The organism is Xanthomonas nasturtii (assembly GCF_001660815.1).
GTDB lineage: Bacteria > Pseudomonadota > Gammaproteobacteria > Xanthomonadales > Xanthomonadaceae > Xanthomonas > Xanthomonas nasturtii.
Window position 1 is genome coordinate 66,470 of the sequence record NZ_LYMI01000034.1, and the last position, 19,297, is coordinate 85,766.

At 65.2% G+C, this 19,297-nt stretch carries 19 protein-coding genes; 13 read left to right on the plus strand and 6 right to left on the minus strand.

Features of this window, described 5'->3' with window-relative positions:
- Positions 1-264: 264 nt before the first annotated feature.
- From A7D16_RS13210 to yidD, 3 genes are read right to left on the minus strand one after another with little or no spacing between them, the layout of a single operon-like run.
- The gene (locus tag A7D16_RS13210; RefSeq protein ID WP_064633376.1) at positions 265-1,104 is read right to left on the minus strand and encodes a M23 family metallopeptidase; all 840 of its coding nucleotides are present in this window, start codon (positions 1,102-1,104) and stop codon (positions 265-267) included.
- Positions 1,104-2,453: a dihydroorotase gene (locus tag A7D16_RS13215; RefSeq protein ID WP_064633378.1), complete on the minus strand. Its 1,350-nt coding sequence runs from the start codon at positions 2,451-2,453 to the stop codon at positions 1,104-1,106. Before A7D16_RS13215 ends, A7D16_RS13210 begins: the two co-directional genes overlap by 1 nt.
- The gene (gene yidD, locus A7D16_RS13220; RefSeq protein WP_082925806.1) at positions 2,450-2,749 is read right to left on the minus strand and encodes a membrane protein insertion efficiency factor YidD; all 300 of its coding nucleotides are present in this window, start codon (positions 2,747-2,749) and stop codon (positions 2,450-2,452) included. The genes A7D16_RS13215 and yidD overlap by 4 nt, the downstream gene beginning before the upstream one ends.
- Before the next feature lie 84 nt (positions 2,750-2,833).
- Here yidD and dksA point away from each other — a divergent pair, with 84 nt between their 5' ends.
- Positions 2,834-3,859 carry an RNA polymerase-binding protein DksA gene (dksA, locus tag A7D16_RS13225; RefSeq protein WP_064633383.1) on the plus strand — a complete coding sequence of 342 codons (1,026 nt, stop codon included), beginning with the start codon at positions 2,834-2,836 and terminating at the stop codon, positions 3,857-3,859.
- A gap of 139 nt (positions 3,860-3,998) precedes the next feature.
- Here dksA and A7D16_RS13230 read toward each other — a convergent pair whose 3' ends face one another.
- From A7D16_RS13230 to cysS, 3 genes are all read right to left on the minus strand, one after another.
- A complete protein-coding gene (locus tag A7D16_RS13230; protein ID WP_064633385.1) occupies positions 3,999-5,249 on the minus strand; it encodes an MFS transporter in 1,251 nt (416 codons plus the stop codon).
- Positions 5,246-5,683 (minus strand): SufE family protein, encoded by a 438-nt coding sequence (locus A7D16_RS13235; RefSeq protein WP_064633387.1) that lies wholly within the window; start codon positions 5,681-5,683, stop codon positions 5,246-5,248. Before A7D16_RS13235 ends, A7D16_RS13230 begins: the two co-directional genes overlap by 4 nt.
- Before the next feature lie 1,051 nt (positions 5,684-6,734).
- Complete coding sequence (cysS, locus tag A7D16_RS13240; RefSeq protein ID WP_064633389.1) at positions 6,735-8,150, minus strand: cysteine--tRNA ligase; 1,416 nt, start codon at positions 8,148-8,150, stop codon at positions 6,735-6,737.
- 177 nt (positions 8,151-8,327) lie between these two features.
- On the opposite strand from cysS, the gene A7D16_RS13245 reads away from it, so the two are divergent.
- The 12 genes from A7D16_RS13245 (at position 8,328) to proB (ending at position 19,269) form a co-directional block, all read left to right on the plus strand.
- Complete coding sequence (locus A7D16_RS13245) at positions 8,328-8,819, plus strand: hypothetical protein (protein ID WP_064633391.1); 492 nt, start codon at positions 8,328-8,330, stop codon at positions 8,817-8,819.
- A gap of 309 nt (positions 8,820-9,128) precedes the next feature.
- Positions 9,129-10,148: an N-acetylornithine carbamoyltransferase gene (locus tag A7D16_RS13250; RefSeq protein WP_064633393.1), complete on the plus strand. Its 1,020-nt coding sequence runs from the start codon at positions 9,129-9,131 to the stop codon at positions 10,146-10,148.
- Positions 10,145-10,615 carry an OsmC family protein gene (locus A7D16_RS13255; RefSeq protein WP_064633395.1) on the plus strand — a complete coding sequence of 157 codons (471 nt, stop codon included), beginning with the start codon at positions 10,145-10,147 and terminating at the stop codon, positions 10,613-10,615. Before A7D16_RS13250 ends, A7D16_RS13255 begins: the two co-directional genes overlap by 4 nt.
- A gap of 29 nt (positions 10,616-10,644) precedes the next feature.
- Positions 10,645-11,838, plus strand: coding sequence for an argininosuccinate synthase (locus A7D16_RS13260; protein WP_064633397.1), 1,194 nt, complete (start codon positions 10,645-10,647; stop codon positions 11,836-11,838).
- 218 nt (positions 11,839-12,056) lie between these two features.
- Positions 12,057-13,157, plus strand: coding sequence for an acetylornithine deacetylase (locus A7D16_RS13265; RefSeq protein ID WP_064633399.1), 1,101 nt, complete (start codon positions 12,057-12,059; stop codon positions 13,155-13,157).
- 45 nt (positions 13,158-13,202) lie between these two features.
- Entirely contained in the window at positions 13,203-14,546 is a 1,344-nt protein-coding gene (locus A7D16_RS13270; RefSeq protein ID WP_064633402.1) for an acetylglutamate kinase, read from the plus strand.
- A gap of 5 nt (positions 14,547-14,551) precedes the next feature.
- Positions 14,552-15,163: a GNAT family N-acetyltransferase gene (locus A7D16_RS13275; protein ID WP_064633404.1), complete on the plus strand. Its 612-nt coding sequence runs from the start codon at positions 14,552-14,554 to the stop codon at positions 15,161-15,163.
- Positions 15,160-16,113: an N-acetyl-gamma-glutamyl-phosphate reductase gene (argC, locus tag A7D16_RS13280; protein WP_064633406.1), complete on the plus strand. Its 954-nt coding sequence runs from the start codon at positions 15,160-15,162 to the stop codon at positions 16,111-16,113. Before A7D16_RS13275 ends, argC begins: the two co-directional genes overlap by 4 nt.
- Positions 16,114-16,186: 73 nt before the next feature.
- Positions 16,187-17,482 (plus strand): argininosuccinate lyase, encoded by a 1,296-nt coding sequence (locus A7D16_RS13285; protein WP_064633409.1) that lies wholly within the window; start codon positions 16,187-16,189, stop codon positions 17,480-17,482.
- Positions 17,482-17,841 (plus strand): cupin domain-containing protein, encoded by a 360-nt coding sequence (locus A7D16_RS13290; protein ID WP_064633411.1) that lies wholly within the window; start codon positions 17,482-17,484, stop codon positions 17,839-17,841. The genes A7D16_RS13285 and A7D16_RS13290 overlap by 1 nt, the downstream gene beginning before the upstream one ends.
- Positions 17,841-18,101 (plus strand): YciI family protein, encoded by a 261-nt coding sequence (locus A7D16_RS13295; protein ID WP_064633413.1) that lies wholly within the window; start codon positions 17,841-17,843, stop codon positions 18,099-18,101. Before A7D16_RS13290 ends, A7D16_RS13295 begins: the two co-directional genes overlap by 1 nt.
- A gap of 13 nt (positions 18,102-18,114) precedes the next feature.
- Positions 18,115-19,269, plus strand: a complete 1,155-nt coding sequence (gene proB / locus A7D16_RS13300) for a glutamate 5-kinase (protein WP_064633415.1) — start codon at positions 18,115-18,117, stop codon at positions 19,267-19,269.
- Positions 19,270-19,297 lie beyond the last annotated feature (28 nt).

Genomic DNA, 19,297 nt, shown 5'->3' on the forward strand with positions numbered 1-19,297 from the left:
ACGGTCGCTCCGGTTATATCCCAAAGCCCGTTGACGAACACGAGCACGACGGGTAGGTGGCGGCTGACCGGGTATCTGCAGTGTTCCAAGCCTGTCAACGCTCAGGTCGACACAGCCAGAGCCCCTCTCCCCCGGGAGAGGGGTTGGGGTGAGGGTACGGGGCGAAGCCGAGTTGCGTTCGCAACTCCATGAGGCTTCGCCCGTACCTTCATCCGCCCCTTCGGGGCACCTTCTCCCGACGGGAGAAGGAAACCACCCAAAAAACTATTTCCCGCGCTCAAGCACCAGCAGTGGATCGATCCGCACGTCGAACCAATTCATCCCCCAATGCAGATGCGGCCCGGTCGCACGTCCGGTCGCGCCCACTGCCGCAATCACCTGACCCTGCTCCACCCGATCGCCCACCTTGACGTCAATGCGCGACAGATGCAGAAAGTTGGAACTCACCCCGAAGCCATGATCCAGCAGCACCGTGCCGCCGGTCAGATACAGATCCGGCGCCGCGAACGTCACCACGCCGGCGGCGGGTGCTTTCACCGGTGTGCCGGTGGGCACGGCGATGTCCATGCCCGAATGGCCCGCACCGGGCTGGCCGTTGTAGACGCGCGCATTGCCGAAGCGCCCGCTGATGCGGCCCTGCACCGGCCAGATGAAGGGCTGGGCGAAATCAGTGCGCGCATCGTCACGGTCGCGCGCCGCGGTGACCTGTGCCTGCTCGCGCTTGATGCGCTCGGCAATCGCCGCAGGCGGGTTCACTGTCTTGGGCGGCACGCCATTGACGTGTTCGGTCGGCCAGTCGCGCGGTGTCACCGCGATGCGGACGCTGCGCTGCGTGCCGTCGGGTAGGGTGACCTGCACCTGCAACGGGCCTGCGGCGTCGCGGCCGATGCCGAATACCACGCTGCCGTAGCCGCTCACGCGCAATGTGCGCCCTGCGTACTGCACCGTGCTGCCGGCCGGCACTTTGCCGATCACCATCGCCCCCTGCGAGGCGCTGGCGGGGAACACCACGCCAGCCTCGCTGGTGGCCTGCGCCTGGACTGACGCCGCATTCAACAAGGCCGGCACCAACGCCAGCCATGCACCAAACAGGGCTGCGCGCATCAGCGGTCGAAGGTCAGGCGCTGGCCGCCAGCGCTGCCGACCAGCTGCTCGCCGTCCCACACCTGCTGGCCGTTGACCCAGGTTGCGGCAATGCGCGAGCGGAAGGTGGTGCCTTCGAAGGGCGACCAGCCGCACTTGGACAGCACCTGCTCGCGCTTCACGGTGAACGGGGTGTTGTCGATCATCACCAGGTCGGCGAAATAGCCTTCGCGCAGGAAGCCGCGCTCTTCCACGTCGAACAATTGCGCAGGCGCATGCGCGAACTTCTGCACGATGCGGGTGATCGGCAGCTTGCCTTCGTGCACCAGCTCCAGTGCCGCGACCAGCGCGTACTGCACCAGCGGCAGGCCCGAGGGTGCCTGCGCATAGGGCTTCTGCTTTTCTTCCCAGGTGTGCGGCGCGTGGTCGGTGGCGAGCACGTCGATGACGTCTTCGGCCAACGCCTCGATCAGCGCCAGGCGGTCCTCGGGGTCCTTGATCGCGGGGTTGCACTTGATCAGGTTGCCCAGCCGCGCGTAGTCGCTGCGGTCGAAGCGCAGGAAATGGATGCAGGTCTCGGCAGTGATGCGCTTGCGCAGCTTGCCGTCGGCATCGACCAGCGGGCCGGCGTCGAACAGCGACAGCTCGTCGGCGGTGGAGATGTGCAGCACATGCAGGCGGGTGTTGTGCTTGCGCGCCAGCGACACGGCCAGCTGCGAGGATTTCAGACAGGCCTGCCGCGAACGGATGTCCGGGTGCATCTCCGGGGTCAGCGCATCGCCGTATTTGTCTTTGTACTGCGCCATCGTCGCATCGATGGTCGGGGTGTCTTCGCAGTGGGTGATGATCGGCGTGGGCGCGTCGCGGAAGATCGCGTCCAGCGTCTGCGGGTTATCGACCAGCATGTTGCCGGTGGAGGCGCCCATGAACACCTTGATGCCCGGCGCGGTCTTGGGGTCGAGCGACTGGATGTGAGCCAGGTTGTCGTTGCTGGCGCCCATGTAGAAGCCATAGTTGGCCCAGGCGCGCCCGGCAGCAGCGTCGTACTTGGACTGCAGCGCAGCCGCATCCAGGGTCGGCGGATTGGTGTTGGGCATGTCCATGAAGCTGGTCAGGCCGCCAGCCACGGCAGCGCCGGATTCGGTCGCGATATCGCCCTTGTGGGTCAGTCCGGGCTCACGGAAGTGCACCTGGTCGTCGATCATGCCGGGCAGCACCCAGCGTCCGGCAGCGTCCACCACGGTATCGCCGGGAGCGGAGGTGATCTTGCTGTCGATCTTGGCGATGCGGCCACCCTCGATCAGGAGATCGGCGTCGAACTCCTTGCCTTCATTGACCAGGCGGGCATTGACGATGACGGTTCGGCTCATGGATGGGGTCCTTTGCAGCGACAGGAAGAAGACGGGGGCGGGGAGGCGGATGCAGGCGCATCGGGCACCGGATCGAACCCGCCGGGGTGGAAGGGGTGGCAGCGGCCGAGCCTGCATGCGGCAAGCCAACTTCCGCGCAGCGGGCCGAAGCGGCCGATGGCGGTCATCGCGTACTCCGAGCAGCTTGGCGCAAAACGGCAGCGCGGCCCGAGCAAGGGGCTGATGAACAGCTTGTAGAAGCGCAGCAGCGCGATGAGCAGGCGTGAGATCACTTGCCAATGATATGCCACTTGCATTAATGGGTGGTTGCCGGAGGTCCGCGGGGTACGTTATAAAGGCCCGCTTTCCCGGGCCCCGGGGGAACCAAGGATGAGCGTTTCGTGGCTGCTAAAAAACCTGCAAAAAAGGCCGTAGAGGCCGCCAAGAAGTCCGCCAAACCCGTTGCGAAAAAGGCAGCGGCGCCTGTCGCTGCGAAACCGGCCTCCAAACCGGCGACCAAGCAGCCGGCTGCCAAGAAGGCACCTGCGGCAAAGGCCGCTGCCAAGCCGGCGCCGGCCTCCAAGACCCCCGCGTCCGCAGCCCCCAAGCCAGTGAAACCCGTCGCCAAGCCTGCTGCCAAGCCGGCGGCGAACAAGGCAGCTCCGGCTGCCGCCAAACCGGCCGCCACGCCGGTGGCGTCCAAGTCCGTACCGAAGCCGGCCACCAAGCCGGCTCCGGCCAAGTCAGTCCCGGTCAAGGCTGAAAAGCCCGCGCCCGCACCGGCCCCCAAGGCCGTCCCTGCGAAGCCGGCAAAGCCTGCGACCCCGTCAGTTAAGAATCCCGTGCCCGTTTCGAAATCTTCCGCAAAAACACCAACCAAAACCGAAGCCCCCGCCAAGCCCGCCGCGACCCGTCCGGTCGGTAAGGTGGCCGTGGCCGTGACTGCCAAGTCGTCCAGCCCGACGCCCAAGACCAAGTACAAAGTGGTCGACTACAAGATCGACGAGACCACCGGTCGCCCGATCCTGCCGCAGGGCTACAAGCCTGCCGCGGACGAGGAGTACATGAGCAAGCTGCAGCAGGAGTACTTCCGTCAGCGTCTGCAGCGGTGGCGCAACGAGATGGTCGAGGAATCCAAGCAGACCATCGAGAACCTGCGCGAAGAAGTGCGCGATATCGGCGACGAAGCCGAGCGTGCCACCCGCGAGACCGAGAACTCGCTGGAACTGCGAGCCCGCGACCGTGCACGCAAGCTGATCTCCAAGATCGACAGCACGCTCAAGCGTCTTGAAGATGGCGACTACGGCTATTGCGTGGACACCGGCGAAGAGATCGGCCTGGACCGCCTGGAAGCGCGTCTGACCGCCGAGCGCACCATCGACGCCCAGGAGCGTTGGGAGCATCTGCAGAAGCAGCAGGGCGATTGATCGTCAGGATTGATCGTTCAGCAAGCGTCGAAGCCTCATTGGTCGACTAAAAAAACCCCGCCATGTGCGGGGTTTTTGATGCGTCAAGGCAATAGCGATGCCGGCTGCGTTCGCTACCGGCACATCAGCATTGCGCACGTCATTGCAAGTCGCGCAGATCCAGCTTGCGTAGCTTCGGCGCCTTCCACGCTGTGGTGGCGACCACGCCCAGCGTGACGCAGCCGCCGATCACCACCGCCGGCACCAGGCCGACCAGGCGCGCCATCACCCCGTCGTAGAACGCGCCCAGCTCGTTGGAAGAGCCGATGAAGATGCCGTTGATCGAAGAGACCCGGCCGCGCATCGCATCGGGCGTGGCCAGCTGCAGGATGGTCTGACGCACCACCACCGACACTCCGTCGCACATCCCGTACACCAGCAGGATCGCCGCCGACAGCCAGAAATGGCGCGACAGCCCGAAGGCGATGGTGCATAGCCCGAACCCTGCCACCGACAGCAACAGCACGCGCCCGGCATTGCGCTGCAGCGGGTGCCGCGCCAGCCATACGCCGACCACGATCGAGCCCAGCGCAGGCGCGCCACGCAGGATGCCCAGGCCTTCCGGGCCGTAATGCAGGATGTCGTGGATGAAGGCCGGCAGCATCGACACCGCGCCGCCCAGCAACACCGAGAACATGTCCAGCGCCATTGCGCCGAGCATGATCTGGTTGGACAGCACGAACTGCGCGCCTTCGGCGATGCTGCGGAAGATCGGCGCACGTGGGCCTTCGCTGACCGGCTCGCTGACGCGCAACAGCGCCAATGCCAGGATCGCCAGCATCGCCACGCTGGCGGCCACGCCGTAGGACAGGCCCTTGCCGCCCCAGCCGACCAGCACGCCGCCCAGCGCCGGGCCGATCACCATGCCGGCCTGGAAGGTGACGCTGCCGATGCTGGCACCGCGCGCGAACGCTTCGCGCGGCAGTGCACGTGCGAACAAGGCGTTGTAGACCGGCGACAGGAACGAACGCGCCGCGCCGGTCAGCGCAATGGCGGCATAGATCGGCCACACGCCGTTGACCGGCAGCCAGCCTTGCGTGATCGCCAACAGCAGCAGTGCGGTCGCCACCAGGCCCAGCACCGCGACCATGCCCAGCCGGCGACGCGGCAGGTGATCGACCAGGTAGCCGGCAAACGGGGCGATGCAGAAGAACGGCAGGATTTCGGCCAGACCGATCAACCCCAGCGAGAGCGGGTTGCCGGTGATTTCGTAGATATGCCAACCGACCGTGACCGCGACGATCTGGTACGACAGCATCGCCGCCACGCGGTACAGCAGCACCAGGCCAAACCCTGGATGGGCGAACAGCGTGCGCAGCGAATCGGCAGGCGAGGGGGCGGGCGTGCTCACTGCTGCGCGCGCGCGGTGTCGCGGATGAAGGCCAGCATCGCGGCCACGCCGTTGCTGCGGGTCGGCGACAGGTGCTTGGCCAACCCAATGCCGGCGATGTAGTCCGGCTCGGTGGCCAGAATCTCCTGCGCGCTACGCCCGGAATACACGCGCAATGCCAGATAGATGAGCCCGGAGACGATGGCCGAATCGCTGACGGCATGGAAGTCCAGCCGCTCGGCACTGCCCTCCGGCACGATCCATACCATCGACTGGCAGCCGTGCAGGCGGTGTTCTTCGGTCTTCCACTGTTCGGGGAAGGTGGGCAGTTTGCGGCCCAGGTCGATCAGGTACTGGTAGCGCTCGGACCAGTCGCCGAAGAAGGAGAACTCCTCGGCGATGGTGGCCTGCGCTTGGAGGGCCGTGGGTTCTAGCGGGAAGGGGGAGGTGGTCATTAAAAATCCAGAATCGTTCGGTGATAGCCCTGCCGGCGAAATCGGAAGGGTGCGCAGCTCCCATTGGGGAGAAGGCGCGGTCTGCGCGCCACTGGCGTGCGTGCGTTGGAGCGCCCGCGCCGCCAGCGCGGGCCGGGGCGCGGAGCGGGGTGATGGTATGGACGAAGCCCGCTGGAATTCGGTGCGGGTGCTTCGCTCATCTCTGAAAAATCGATACACGTGGCGTCGCCCGTACCCTCATCCGGCGCTGCGCGCCACCTTCTCCCGGTGGGAGAAGTGACAGGCGTGTGCGTCGGAAAGAGGGGTATGCACGTGCGGTTTCAAAAATAAGTACGTCAAAGGAGTGCGTCGTGGGATCGGACATTGCCATGAACCAGCCCCTCTCCTGCCGGGAGAGGAGTTGGGGTGAGGGTACGTGCGAAGCCCGCTGGAATTCGGTGCGGGTGCTTCGCTCATCTCTGAAAAATCGATACACGTGGCGTCGCCCGTACCCTCATCCGGCGCTGCGCGCCACCTTCTCCCGGTGGGAGAAGTGACAGGCGTGTGCGTCGGAAAGAGGGGTATGCACGTGCGGTTTCAAAAATAAGTACGTCAAAGGAGTGCGTCGTGGGATCGGACATTGCCATGAACCAGCCCCTCTCCTGCCGGGAGAGGAGTTGGGGTGAGGGTACGTGCGAAGCCCGCTGGAATTCGGTGCGGGTGCTTCGCTCATCTCTGAAAAATCGATACACGTGGCGTCGCCCGTACCCTCATCCGGCGCTGCGCGCCACCTTCTCCCGGTGGGAGAAGTGACAGGCGTGTGCGTCGGAAAGAGGGGTATGCAGGTGCGGTTTCAAAAATAAGTACGTCAAAGGAGTGCGTCGTGGGATCGGGCATTGCCATGAACCAGCCCCTCTCCCGCCGGGAGAGGGGTTGGGGTGAGGGTACGTGCGAAGCCCGCTGGAATTCGCTGCGGGTGCTTCGCTCATCTCTGAAAAATCGATACACGTGGCTTCGCCCGTACCCTCATCCGGCGCTGCGCGCCACCTTCTCCCGGTGGGAGAAGGCAGGGTCATGCGCGCTTCCAGCGTACGCCTTGCGGGGTGTCTTCGAGCACGATGCCTTCGTCGGCCAGCTGCGTGCGGATGGCGTCGGCGCGGGCGAAATCCTTGGCCTTCTTCGCGGCACTGCGTTGTTCCACCAGCGCGGTGATGCGCGCATCGTCGTCGGCGTCGGTGCCGCGCGAGAACCAGGCGGACGGGTCCTGCTGCAGCAGCCCCAGGGCCAGCCCGGCACCCAGTAGTTCGGCCTTGGCACGTTGCAATGCGGCAAGACGCTCCGTGCTGGATGCATCGGTCTGGCCACCGGCGCGCGCCAGTTCAAGCAGCGCCCGGTTCGCATCCTTCGCAAGCTTTGCCAGCACCGCAAGCGCCAGAGGCGTGTTGAGATCGTCGTCGAGCGCGTCTTCTATCGGCTGCGGAATCGCAGGCTCCGCTTCGATCGCTTGCAGGCCCCGCAATGTCCCGTACAAGCCATCCAGCCGCTTGACTTGATCCTCGATCAACGCCTCGGACCAATCCAGCGGCTGCCGGTAATGCGCGCTCAGCAGCGCAAGACGCAGCGCTTCGGGCGGGTGCCTGGCAATGAGGTCGTGCACGGTTTCGATGTTGCCCAGCGACTTGCTCATCTTCGCGCCGCTGAAATTGAGCATGCCGTTGTGCAGCCAGACGCGCGCAAACGTCGCCCCGCCGTGGGCGCACTCGCTTTGCGCAATCTCGTTTTCGTGGTGCGGGAACTGCAGGTCCACGCCACCGGCATGGATGTCGATGGTCGGACCCAGGTGCGCGGCGGCCATCGCCGAGCATTCGATATGCCAGCCGGGGCGGCCACGGCCCCAGGGCGAGTCCCAGCCGGGCAGGTCGTCGCTGGAGGGCTTCCACAGCACGAAGTCGCCGGGGTCGCGCTTGTAAGGCGCCACGTCCACGCGCGCGCCGGCCAGCATTTCGTCCGGGTCGCGGCGCGACAGCTTGCCGTAGCCCTCGAAGCTGGCGACCGCAAACAGCACGTGGCCTTCGGCGGCGTAGGCATGTCCACTGGCGATCAACTGTTCGATCATCGCCACGATCTGCGGTATATGTGCGGTGGCCTCCGGTTCGATGTCTGGCGGCGCCACGCCGAGCGCGGCCATGTCCTGCCGGTAGATCGCGGCAAAGCGGTCGGTGATCGTGGAGATCGGCACGCCCTGTGCCTGCGCGGCGGCGTTGATCTTGTCGTCCACGTCGGTGATGTTGCGTGCGTAGCGCAGCGCCCCGTAGCGGCGCCGCAGCAGCGCGGCCAGTACGTCGAACACCACCGGGCCACGGGCGTTGCCGATATGCGCGTAGTTGTAGACGGTGGGGCCGCACACATACAGCGTGGGGCTGGACGGATCGAGCGGCGCGAACGGCTCGACCCGCCGCGTCAGATTGTTGTGCAGGCGCAGGCTCATCGGCATCTAAAAAAGGATAACCGCGCGATTCTAGCCCGTTGCGGCGCGATGGCGAATCGCTAGCCACGCGATGGCAACCGGATGGGCTGCGTTCAGCCCAGGCTGCCGCAAGCTCCATACACTTACGTATTGCCTGGCTGCGCCCTCCTGGTACTGATGCGACCTTCCCTGTTCTTCATGCTGCTGTGTGCGTTTGCCTGGCAGGCAATTCCGGTGCATGCGGCAGAGCCCGATCCCAAGAACCGGGTGGTGGTGATCGAGAACGTGAAGCTGGACTACGCGCAGGTGCTCAACGTCGAGCCGGTCTACCAGACCCTGCGCGCGACCCGTATCGAAGAACAGTGCGAGGCCGAGCAGACCGTGCCTGCCGTTGCGCTGGCCGACGATGAGGGCCGCATCAACCGCATGGTGGATTCGGTCAAGGAGATGTTTTCGCGTCGCCCCGAACCCGCCGCGCCGGCGGCAGTTCCGCCGACCAGTACGCGCCGCAATTGCAAGGTGGTGGAGGTACCACGCGAGTTCCGGCGGCCGATCGCCTTCGACGTGGACTATGTCTACAAGGGCACCAAATACCGTTCGCGGTTGCCGGAAGATCCGGGCAACCGGCTGCGCATCCGGGTCTCGGTGACCCCGTACATTCCCGACGCCATTGTCGCACCGCCGCGCTGACACGCACGGCGGTTGCGCCGCACCCGCATGCGTGCGAGGATTCGCGCCCTATGCAAGCAAACGCCTTTCAGCACGACACCAGCGCCGCCCGGATGGCCTCCGGCATGACCTCGCGTGCCCGCCGACCGGAATCCCACATGTTCGCTGGGTGAGCCGGGGCGTTTCGCTGTTCCGACGTTGAAAACCCAGCCCCCAGGCTGGGTTTTTTCGTTTGGTCGTCATAAAAGTTTCAACCGCAAGAAACGCGCATGTCGCGCACCCGTCGCTCCTGGCGGACCACGCAGCAGCACGCAGCACAAGGATCGATCGATGTCACTGAAGCACTTCTTGAACACGCAGGACTGGAGCCGGGCCGAGCTGGACGCGCTGTTGACCCAGGCCGCGCTGTTCAAGCGCAACAAGCTGGGAAGCGAGCTGAAGGGCAGGTCGATCGCGCTGGTGTTCTTCAACCCCTCGATGCGCACCCGCACCAGTTTCGAGCTGGGCGCGTTCCAGTTGGGTGGGCATGCGGTGGTGCTGCAGCCGGGCAAGGATGCGTGGCCGATCGAGTTCAACCTGGGCACGGTGATGGACGGCGACACCGAAGAGCACATCGCCGAAGTGGCGCGCGTGCTGGGCCGCTATGTCGACCTGATCGGCGTGCGCGCGTTTCCGAAGTTCGTCGACTGGTCCAAGGACCGCGAGGACCAGGTGCTCAAGAGCTTTGCCAGGTATTCGCCGGTGCCGGTGATCAACATGGAGACCATCACCCACCCGTGTCAGGAGCTGGCGCATGCGCTGGCGCTGCAGGAGCACTTCGGCACGCAGGATCTGCGCGGCAAGAAGTACGTGCTGACCTGGACCTATCACCCCAAGCCGCTGAACACCGCGGTGGCCAATTCCGCGCTGACGATCGCCACCCGCATGGGCATGGACGTGACCCTGCTGTGCCCGACGCCGGACTACATCCTGGATCAGCGCTACATGGACTGGGCGGCGCAGAACGTGGCCGAAAGCGGCGGCTCGCTGCAGGTCAGTCACGATATCGACAGCGCCTATGCCGGCGCCGATGTGGTGTATGCCAAGAGCTGGGGCGCGTTGCCGTTCTTCGGCAACTGGGAACCGGAAAAGCCGATCCGCGACCAGTACCAGCACTTCATCGTCGACGAACGCAAGATGGCGCTGACCAACAACGGCGTGTTCTCGCATTGTCTGCCGCTGCGTCGCAACGTCAAGGCCACCGACGCGGTGATGGATTCGCCCAACTGCATCGCCATCGATGAAGCCGAGAACCGTCTGCATGTGCAGAAGGCGATCATGGCCGCGCTGGTGGGCCAGAGCCGCCCGTGAGCCACCACACGCATCGCTATGCCGCCCGTGTCACCTGGACCGGTGACCGCGGGCAGGGTACGCACAACTATCGCAGCTATGGCCGCGAACACGAGATTGCCATTGCCGGCAAGCCGCCGATCGTCGGGTCCTCGGACCCGCTGTTTCGCGGCGATGCGGGGCTGCACAATCCCGAAGATCTGCTGGTGTCGTCGCTGTCGGCCTGCCACATGCTGTGGTACCTGCATCTGGCTGCCGAGTCCGGCATCGTGGTGCGCGGCTATGTGGACGATGCGCTGGGCTGCATGCTGACCAATGCCGACAGCGGCCGCTTCAGCGAAGTGGTGCTCAAGCCCACGGTGACGATTTCTGCCGGCGACCCGGCAACCGCCGAGGCATTGCATCATCTCGCCCATCAGGCCTGTTTCATTGCAAATTCGGTCAATTTCCCGGTGCGCTGCGAACCGCGCATCGTGGTTGCGGACTAACTTTTTCCCTTGCCCCCAGGAACTTCGTCATGAGCAGCAAAGATATCGTCCTCGCTTTTTCCGGTGGTCTCGACACGAGCTTCTGCATTCCGTATCTGCAGGAACGCGGCTATGCGGTGCACACCGTGTTCGCCGACACCGGCGGGGTGGATGCCGAAGAGCGTGAGTTCATCGAGAAGCGTGCCGCCGAACTGGGCGCGGCCAGCCATGTCACCGTCGACGGCGGCCCGGCGATCTGGGAAGGCTTCGTCAAGCCGTTCGTGTGGGCGGGCGAGGGCTACCAGGGCCAGTATCCGTTGCTGGTGTCGGACCGTTACCTGATCGTGGATGCCGCGCTCAAGCGCGCCGAAGAACTGGGCACGCGCATCATTGCGCACGGTTGCACCGGCATGGGCAACGATCAGGTGCGCTTCGACCTGGCGGTGAAGGCCTTGGGCGATTACCAGATCGTGGCGCCGATTCGTGAAATCCAGAAGGAACATACGCAGACGCGTGCATATGAGCAGAAGTATCTGGAAGCGCGCGGTTTCGGCGTGCGTGCCAAGCAGCAGGCCTACACCATCAACGAGAATCTGCTGGGCCTGACCATGTCCGGCGGCGAGATCGACCGTTGGGAAGCGCCGGGCGAAGGTGCACGCGGCTGGTGCGCGCCGCGCAGCGCGTGGCCGACCGAGGCACTGACGGTGACGCTGAAGTTCGTCGAAGGCGAAGCGGTGGAACTGGATGGCAAGCCGCTGCCGGGCGCGAAGATTCTGGCCAAGCTCAACACCTTGTTCGCGCAGTACGGCGTGGGCCGTGGCGTGTACACCGGCGACACCGTGATCGGCCTGAAGGGCCGCATCGTGTTCGAAGCACCGGGCTTGATTTCGCTGCTCACCGCGCACCGTGCGCTGGAAGATGCGGTGCTGACCAAACAGCAGAATCGCTTCAAGCCGGACGTGGCGCGCAAGTGGGTGGAGCTGGTGTACGAAGGCTTCTATCACGACCCGCTCAAGACCGATATCGAGGCGTTTTTGAAGTCCTCGCAGTCCAAGGTCAACGGCGAAGTCGTGCTGGAAACCCGCGGCGGCCGCGTCGATGCGGTGGCGGTGCGTTCGCCGCACCTGCTCAACACCAAGGGCGCGACGTATGCGCAGTCGGCCGACTGGGGTGTGGAAGAAGCCGAAGGCTTCATCAAGCTGTTCGGGATGAGCTCCACGCTGTATGCGCAGGTGAATCGCTGAGGTTCTAAAGCCCCTCTCCCCTCGGGAGAGGGGTTGGGGTGAGGGTACGGAGCGAAGCTCTCGAGATGTTCAGTGCACTAGGCTTCGCCCGCACCCTCATCCGCCCCTTCGGGGCACCTTCTCCCGAGGGGAGAAGGAATAGCTTCGATGAGATGAGCTGTTTGCGCACCTTCCTTACTTCCGTTTAGCCGCTGCTTCGGACCTTTGATCGAACCGATATGACCGATCTACTCGCATCCACCCTGACGCACCTGGAAACGCTGGTGTCCTTCGACACCCGTAATCCGCCGCGTGCGATCGCTGCCGAGGGCGGCATCTTCGATTACTTGCGTGCGCAGCTGCCCGGTTTCCAGGTCGAGGTGATCGACCACGGTGCCGGCGCGGTGAGCTTGTATGCGGTGCGTGGAAAGCCCAACTACCTGTTCAATGTGCATCTGGACACCGTGCCGGATTCGCCGCACTGGAGTGCCGACCCGCACGTGATGCGGCGCACCGACGACCGCGTGATCGGTCTGGGCGTGTGCGACATCAAGGGCGCGGCAGCGGCATTGGTGGCGGCGGCCAATGCCGGCGATGGCGACGCGGCGTTTCTGTTTTCGTCCGACGAAGAAGCCAACGACCCGCGCTGTATCGCGGCGTTTCTGGCGCGCGGCCTGCCGTATGAGGCGGTGCTGGTGGCCGAGCCCACCATGAGCGAAGCGGTGCTGGCACACCGTGGCATCAGTTCGGTACTGATGCGGTTTGCCGGCCGTGCCGGGCATGCATCCGGCAAGCAGGATCCGTCTGCAAGCGCCTTGCACCAGGCCATGCGCTGGGGCGGCAAGGCGCTGGATCATGTCGAGTCGCTGGCGCATGCACGCTTCGGCGGATTGACCGGATTGCGCTTCAACATCGGCCGTGTCGATGGCGGCATCAAGGCCAACATGATTGCGCCGGCGGCCGAGCTGCGGTTCGGATTTCGCCCGTTGCCGTCGATGGACGTGGATGGCTTGCTGGCGACCTTTGCCGGGTTTGCCGACCCGGCAGCGGCGCATTTCGAAGAAACCTTTCGCGGACCGAGTCTGCCCTCCGGCGACATCGCGCGTGCAGAAGAACGTCGCCTGGCCGCACGCGACGTGGCCGATGCGCTGGAGTTGCCGATCGGCAACGCAGTGGACTTCTGGACCGAGGCCTCGCTGTTTTCGGCAGGCGGCTACACCGCGCTGGTCTACGGCCCGGGCGATATCGCGCAGGCGCATACCGCCGATGAGTTCGTCACGCTGGCGCAGTTGCAGCGTTACGCCGAGTCGGTGCACCGCATCATCAACGGTTTCCCGTAACCGCCCCCGCGCCGGGCGCCTTTCTTTCCTCTTTCGATCACGGCAATGTCCCTCCCAACACAGCCCCACAAACAGACCCGCCAGACCATCGTGCGCCTGCTCTCGAGCATGGCCAGCGCGAAGGAGATCAGCCAGTACCTGAAGCGTTTTTCGCAGCTGGATGCCAAGCGCTTTGCAGTGGTCAAGGTGGGCGGCGCGGTGTTGCGCGACGACCTGGACGCACTGACCTCGTCGCTGTCGTTCCTGCAGGAAGTGGGGCTGACCCCGATCGTGCTGCACGGCGCCGGCCCGCAGCTGGACGCGGAGCTGTCTGCGGCAGGCATCGAAAAACAGACCGTCAACGGCCTGCGGGTGACTTCGCCGGAAGCATTGGCGATCGTGCGCAAGGTATTCCAGGCCTCCAACCTCAAGTTGGTGGAGGCGCTGCAGCAGAACGGCGCGCGTGCGACCTCGATCACCGGTGGCGTATTCGAGGCGCAGTATCTGGATCGCGATATGTATGGCTTGGTCGGTGAGGTCAAGGCGGTGAATCTGGCGCCGATCGAAGCCAGCTTGCAGGCCGGCTCCATCCCGGTGATCACCAGCCTGGGCGAAACGCCCAGCGGGCAGATCCTCAACGTCAACGCGGATTTCGCCGCCAGCGAGCTGGTCCAGGAACTGCAGCCGTACAAGATCATTTTTCTCACCGGTACCGGCGGCCTGCTGGACGCCGATGGCAAGCTGATCGATTCGATCAACCTGTCCACCGAGTTCGATCATCTGATGCAGCAGCCGTGGATCAACGGCGGCATGCGGGTGAAGATCGAGCAGATCAAGGACTTGCTCGACCGGCTGCCGCTGGAATCGTCGGTGTCGATCACCCGGCCCGCAGATCTGGCCAAGGAGCTGTTCACGCACAAGGGCTCGGGCACGCTGGTGCGGCGCGGCGAGCGCGTACTGCGTGCCACTGCGTGGGACGAACTGGATCTGCCGCGGCTGACCTCGCTGATCGAATCCAGCTTTGGCCGCACCCTGCTGCCGGACTATTTCAGCACGACCAAGCTGCTGCGTGCCTATGTGAGCGAGAACTACCGCGCGGCGGTGATTCTTACCGACGAAGGCCAGTTCGGTGCGGGCAGGCTCACGTATCTGGACAAGTTCGCGGTGCTCGACGATGCGCAAGGCGAGGGCCTGGGCCGCGCGGTGTGGAACGTGATGCGCGAAGAAACGCCGCAGCTGTTCTGGCGTTCGCGTCACAACAACCAGGTCAATATCTTCTATTACGCCGAATCCGACGGCTGCATCAAGCAGGAGAAATGGAAAGTGTTCTGGTACGGGCTGGAGAACTTCGAGCAGATCCAGCATTGCGTGGCGCATTGCGCGACGCGTCAGCCGACCCTGCTGGGCTGAGTGCGATGACCACCACGGCGTTGCCATCGCTCTGGCGCGAACTGCCCACCTTGCGCGGGCAGCACGCGACCCTGGAGCCGCTGCAGGCCGCGCATGCCGATGGTTTGCGCAAGGCGTTGGGCGACGGTGCGCTGTCGCGGCTGTGGTACACCAACGTGCCCGCGCCGGAGCAGGCCGACGCGTACATCGCTGCCGCGTTGGAAGCGCGCGCAGATGGTGCGGCTTTGCCGTTCGTGGTGCGCGACGCGGCCGGCGATATTGTCGGTTGCACACGCTATTACGGCCTCGATACAGCGGTGCCCAGGCTGTCGATCGGCTACACCTGGTACGCACCGCGCGTGCAGCGCAGCGGCGTCAATACCGAAGCCAAGCTGATGTTGCTGCACCACGCCTTCGAAACGCTGGAATGTCTGAGCGTGGTGTTCGAGACCAGTTGGTTCAATCACACCTCACGCGCGGCGATTGCGCGGCTGGGCGCAAGGCAGGACGGCGTGCTGCGCAATCACACCCGCCACGCCGACGGCACGCCGCGCGATACCGTGGTGTTCTCCATCATCGATACGGAATGGGCCGCGGTGAAACGCCACCTGCAGTTCCGCCTGGAAGCAAACGCATGACTGCTCAAACAACGACAACGATCGGGATTGTCGGCGCCCGCGGGCATACCGGTTCGGAATTGATCAAGCTGGTGCAGGCGCACCCGCATCTGCAACTGGTTTTTGTGTCCTCGCGTGAACTGGCCGGCCAGCGCGTGGCCGAGCATAACCAGTCCTATGAGGGCGAGTTGCATTACGAAAGCCTGGATGCCGAGGCGGTGGCTGCCAAGGCCGCCGACGTGGTGATTCTGGCCTTGCCGAACGGCAAGGCCGAGCCTTTCGTCGCAGCGATCGACGCGGCCAGGCCGCAGACGTTGTTGGTCGATCTGTCCGCCGATTACCGCTTCGATCCGGCCTGGTACTACGGGCTGCCGGAGCTGACGCGCGCCATGTACACCGGGCAGAAGCGCATCAGCAACCCGGGCTGCTATGCCACCGCCATGCAACTGACCATCGCGCCGTTGCTCGATCAACTGGCCGGCCCGCCGCAGTGTTTCGGCGTGTCCGGCTATTCCGGTGCGGGCACCACGCCCTCGGACAAGAACAACCCCGCGTTGCTGGCGGATAACCTGATGCCGTATGCGCTGACCAACCATATGCACGAGCGCGAAGTGTCTGCGCAGCTCGGCGTGCCGGTGGAGTTCATGCCGCACGTGGCGCCGCATTTCCGTGGCATCACCATGACCGTCAACCTGTGGCTGCAGCAACCGCTCACACGTGAGCAGATCCAGGCGCGTTACACGCAGCGTTATGCCGATGAACCGCTGATCGAGATCGTCGATGAAGCGCCGTGGGTCAGCCGCATCGCCGGCAGGCATGGCGTGCAGATCGGCGGCGTGACGCTGGCGCCGGGCAACAAGCGCGTGGTGGTGGTAGCGACGCTGGACAACCTGCTCAAGGGCGCGGCGACGCAGGCGATGCAGAATCTCAACCTGGCGTTTGGCTGGGACGAATTGATGGCAATTCGTTGATGCGAGTCCTTCGCAAGAGCCCGCACATCCGTGTACGGGGATTTGAACCGGATTTATTTCGAGACGCTCTCCAATGACCAATCTGTTGTGGCAAAAACCCGGCGTGGCAGTGGATGCCAAGATCCAGAGCTTTCTGGCCGGCGACGACGTCATCCTGGACCGCGAATTCTTCCTGCACGACATCGCTGCCAGCAAGGCGCATGCGCAAGGGCTGCAGCACATCGGCATCCTGTCGTTGCAGGAACTGGGCGGGCTGAGCGAGCAGCTCGATCTGCTGGCCGACGACTTCCGCAGCGGCGCGTTCGTGCTCGATGCGCAATACGAAGATTGCCATTCGGCGATCGAGGCGCGCCTGACCGAGCGCCTGGGCGATGCCGGCCGCAAGATCCACACCGGGCGCAGCCGCAACGATCAGATCCTGGTCGCCACGCGGCTGTGGTTGAAGGACAAGCTGCAGCGTGTGGCCACGCTTGGCGCGGAGATCGCCAAGGTGGCGTTGGACCGCGCGCAGGCCGAGGCCGATCTGCCGGTGCCCGGTTACACGCACATCCAGCGTGCGGTGGTGTCGTCGGCCGGCATGTGGTGGGCGGGCTGGGCGGAAGCCTTTATCGACAATGCAGTGCGCGCCACCGACACCTTGCAGCTGGTGGACAGCAATCCGCTCGGCACCGCCGCCGGATACGGCGTGAACCTGCCGCTGGATCGCGCGCATACCACCGCCGAGCTGGGGTTTGCGCGCCTGCAGGTCTCGCCGATCTACGCGCAGCTCTCGCGCGGCAAGTACGAGCTGGCCGCCCTCGAAGCGCTGGGCAGCGCCACGCTGGATCTGCGTCGCATCGCCTGGGATCTGTCGCTGTTCACCAGCGGCGAGTTCGCCTTCGTTGCGTTGCCGGCGCAGTACACCACCGGCAGTTCGATCATGCCGAACAAGCGCAACCCGGACGTGATCGAACTGATGCGCGCCACCCACGCCAGCGTGGCCGCCGCGCGCACCGAGATAGAACAGCTGCTGTCGCTGCCCTCCGGTTACCACCGCGACCTGCAGAGCAGCAAGGGCGCGATCGTGCACGGGTTCGGCCGCGGGCTTGCGGCGCTGGAGCTGCTGCCGGCGTTGCTGGCCAATCTGGAATGGCGCCCGGACAAGCTACGCGCAGCCATCGATTCGGGCATGTACGCCACCGATGTAGCGGTGGAAGCGGCGGTGGCGGGGGTTCCGTTCCGCGAGGCCTACAAGGCCGCAGCCGAAGCATCCGACACTGCCGGGCAGGGGCGCACGCCGGAAGGCAGCCTGGCGGCGCGGGTGTCGCCGGGCGCCGCCGCAGATTTGCAACTGGACGTGTTGCATGCCCGTTGGGAGGCGCTGCGCTGATGACCATGATCAGTACCGAGACCGCAGAGCATTATCCCTGGGGCGAGGCCTGCGAAGGCTGGCATCTGTTGCGCGACCCGAACCTGAGCGTGCTGGAAGAGCACATGCCGCCGGGCGCTGCGGAGTTGCGCCACCGGCATAGTCGCGCGCGGCATTTTTTCTATGTGTTGTCCGGCGAGGTGATGCTGCAGCTGGACGGGGAGCAGCATGTGCTGCGCGCCGGCCAGAGCCTGCACGTGCCACCCGGTTCTACCCATCAGATGCACAATCTTGCGGACGTGGAAGCGCGCTTTCTGGTGATTTCCACGCCGTTCGGTCGCAACGAGCCTACGCCCGCTGGCGAAAGCGAGGCAGGCTGATGTCCACACGTTATCTGGTGCTGGCGATGCGCAATCCGCAGTTTCCTGCCGATGTGGTGGAGCCGCATCGTGCCTTTCTCGACGCGCTGCGGGCGGCCGGGCAACTTGAATTGACCGGTGGTTTCAGTGATCGCAGCGGCGGGGCGTATGTGCTGGTCAATGTCGCCAGCCTGGAAGCGGCGCAGCAGATCGTCGCGCGCGACCCGTTGGCGTTGCGCGGTGCTTCTGCGCTGACCGTGTATGAGTGGAACACGCACTGAGCACGCCGCCACCATGAGTACACCTGCCAGCCCGTTGTCGCCGTTTACCGAGCAGGTGCTGCCGCCGTGGCGCCGCGCCGTGCTCAAGGTCGGCAGCAGCCTGCTCGCCGCCGATGGTGGTGGCCTGTCGCCGCGCTTCGCACTGGGGCTGGCGCAGTTCGTCTCGGCCAACCTGGCGGCGGGGCGCGAGCTGGTGATTGTGTCCTCGGGCGCAGTGGCGGCGGGCCGTGCCATCCTGCCGAAAGCGGCGGATGTCGGCGCACCGATTGCGGCACGTCAGGCGTTGGCCGCGCTTGGTCAGGCACAGTTGATTGCGTTGTGGCAGCGCTTTTTCGAGCGTCCGGTGGCGCAGGTGCTGCTCACCCATGACGACTTGCGCAATCGCCGGCGGTATCTCAATGCGCGCGCCACCTTGGGCGAATTGCTGCGGCTGGGCGCGCTGCCGGTGATCAACGAAAACGACACCGTCTCGGTGGACGAGCTCAAGCTGGGCGACAACGACAACCTGGCGGCGATCGTCGCCGCACTGGTCGATGCCGATGCGCTGTTCATCGCCACCGATATCGACGGTTTGTACAGCGCCGACCCGCGCGGCAATCCGCTGGCGCGGCCGCTGGACGATGTGCCCGAATTGACCCCGCAGGTGCTGGCCATGGCCGGCGGCAGCGGCAGCAGCGTGGGCACCGGCGGCATGCGCACCAAGCTGGAAGCCGCCGCAAAGGCCGGCGCGGCCGGTATCGAAACCTATCTGTTCAACGGCCGCAGCGGCGAGGTGGTGCGCGCCCTGGCGCAGGACCGCCTGCGTGGCACGCGTATCCACGCCGCACGCACCCGCATCGCCGCGCGCAAGTACTGGCTGCGGCATGCACCGGTGGAGGCGGGTGCAATCCTGATCGATGCCGGCGCTGCCACCGCGCTGAGCCAGAAGGGCGCCTCGCTGCTGCCGGGCGGTGTGGCCGGCGCCGAGGGCGATTTCCGTCGCGGCGACATGGTGGAGATCCGCCTGCGCGATCACGAGGGCGAACGTTGCCTGGCGCGCGGCGTCAGCCAGTATTCGGCGGTGGATATCCGCCGCATCGCACGCCGCCATTCGCGCGAGATCGACAGCGTGCTTGGGTATAGCTACGGCGAGAATGTGGTGCATCGTGACGACCTGGTGGTGTTGTAGCGCTGCATCGGCGCGGCGCGTGGAGCGC